This window comes from Paenibacillus sp. EB106-05-06-XG162 (genome assembly GCF_058791655.1).
This window is the reverse complement of record NZ_JBYTDT010000036.1, coordinates 1-2,489: the sequence shown is the minus strand read 5'-3', so window position 1 is coordinate 2,489 and position 2,489 is coordinate 1. Positions and strand designations below refer to the sequence as shown.

Sequence of the window (2,489 nt, the reverse complement as noted above, 5' to 3'; positions counted from 1 at the left end):
TCATACCAAGGAGTCCTTTTATTTCTCAAACCTCGTATTTCTTCATAATAGGAATGCTGCCCGTTAGCGCAACGCGGTTGCCGATACATGCCGGCAGCCGCGTCTTAGGTATTTATTAAGCTATAGTGACCCGTTAGTTGAACGGACCATTTTGTATAATTCCCCATTCTGTCCATAACGACAAGTTTCATCATCAATACTCTACATTTTACTAACTTGTCCACGATGTACTGCGCTGCATATGGCTAGTGAATTCCCATCTGGGTCATAAAATCCACTTGCTCCATTCATCTTAACTTTACGAGTATGCAACCCTGATAGCATAGGCTCAACATTTGCTGAGTAGAAGTCGATTACACTATGGGTTATATTCGTGTAGCTGTTCACAAATGCAAGTCGTTGTTCATCATGTGTTTCAACCAAGTAAAAGTTTGGTACTCCAAGCCGTTCGCCTCCGTCAAGATAAAGCATTGCAGCCTCCCAATCTCTCTCTGGTTCACCAAGAACTTTCATGCCAAAGGTCTCGGTATACCAGGCAACAGCTTTTTTCAAATCCGTGACAGGAATTTCTACGCCTGCAACACGTGATACGAACGGATGCGCTTTTGGAATTTCTTGATTACCTCCTCCTTGACCAGTGAGTTCAACATTACAAACCCCAAACGAATTACCGTCGCAGTCCCGAAAACCAAATCCTTGACGATTCGGTTCCTGCTCCCAATCAATCTCATTTACATCAACACCACGTTCTTTTAGAAAACGATAGTATCCTTTAAGATCATGCGTATAGAGGTCAATGACACTTTGAATATAACCATGCCGCGTATTCTTAAATATTAATCGTCGAGTATCTTCTGTCTTTACTAGATATACGGATGGCACACCAACCGCTCCCGATCCGCCTTGAAAGTGCAACATCGCCGCTTTCCATTCATCGTTCCATTCTCCTTGAAGTTTCGCACCGAGCATTTCACCGTACCATTCAACTGCCCTGCGTAAATCAAATACAGGAATTTCAATCGTAGCAATGCGTGGCACAATCGCACGCAGGACTTCTCGTTCGATGTTTTGTTCAAAGCCATCATCTTTCAATAAATCATCCATCAATACAAACAGCTCCTTCTTAAGCGAATCTTTTGACCTTCTAATTCGACTCTCCGCCGCGTTAATAGAAATATCAAGTATTTCTGCGGTTTCTTTTATGGTAAAGCCACCTAAATAATGGAGTGTTGATGCCAGCCGTTGTGGTTCTTTTAGGGAGTTGAAAGCATCGAAAACCTTCCTTCTTACGTCACGCTGCAATACAAGTTCCTCAACCGATTGGTCAATCTGCAGATCGTAAGCAATTTCAAGTGACATATATCTTCCTTCCGTTCTTAGTGCATTCAGACTCAACCTCCTGACGATAGAATATAGCCAACTCCCAAGTTTCTCCGGATTTTTTAATGAATGCATATTCATGTACGCTTTAAGAAAAGTTTCTTGCGCTAAGTCTTGCGCAGTATGATAATCCCGAACCACTTCATAAGCAACGGCGTGCAAGACATTTGCATATTTACGGACGATGGCACCAAAAGCCTCCCAATCTCCAAGTAGAGTCGCTCGCACCCGTTCAATATCGTCACTCACTGTTTACCCTCCTTTTATTAAGCAGACACATTACTCTCTCAGTTTCCGTCGGTCTTCGCCCGAGAAAAATTTGCATATAAAAAAACTTCGACACTTATGTTCGAAGTCCTTACTACGGGTTCCCCCAAAAATGCTTCTTTTCCATTACATGTGATACGGTCCATACTATTATTATTCCACTAACCTGCCCATTAGCTCAATCTGATGGGTAACATGCGGGAATGATCCAAGTTTGAGTGTTGAAACTCATTCTTTGTTTCAACTCACGCCTCTTTCTTCGACCGCCCGAATAAAGTGCCCGTCTGGATCATAAAAGGTAAAATAACCGAAATCATTAGTGAATTCTGGATTTTTATCGATGTGGGCTCCTGCTTGTTTAATCCGTCCATGCAAAGCAAGCAAATCATTTGTAAGTAATTCAATCATCGTCACGTGCCCCGTGCTGCTTGTGATAAAGAATGAACGCGGAAATTCAAACTTCAATTGTGTGACGTCTTCCGGTTTGGTTTCCATCAAAAAAATACCTGGACCGTTTCCATTCTTCAATCCAATATGCGCCTCTCCAAACGGATAGTCTGCTGAAATCAATTCATACCCCAACGCATCGCAATAAAAATCCACCGATTTTTTCAAATTTGTGACTGGAAATCTCATACAGCAGTAACCGATCACATCTGCACCATTCGTTTTTTTATTTAACATTTTCTTCAACTCTCCTTTTCATTCTATCACCGATTCATAAATTTTCCATCTATGTACTTTTCGCGACTCCATTCAATTATCCTGCCCGTTAGCCATCCATGCCTCGCAGAACGCTCGGCACCACAGAGAATGAAAGTTAATCCGTTCTTTCATAGTAG

At 42.1% G+C, this 2,489-nt stretch carries 2 protein-coding genes; both read right to left on the bottom strand.

From position 1 onward, the window contains the following. Nucleotides 1-201: 201 nt before the first annotated feature. A complete protein-coding gene (locus AC3WU2_RS30580) occupies nucleotides 202-1,629 on the bottom strand; it encodes a sigma-70 family RNA polymerase sigma factor (protein ID WP_492458602.1) in 1,428 nt (475 codons plus the stop codon). Between the two features lie 258 nt (nucleotides 1,630-1,887). Continuing rightward, entirely contained in the window at nucleotides 1,888-2,331 is a 444-nt protein-coding gene (locus tag AC3WU2_RS30575; protein WP_492458601.1) for a VOC family protein, read from the bottom strand. Nucleotides 2,332-2,489: the final 158 nt, after the last annotated feature.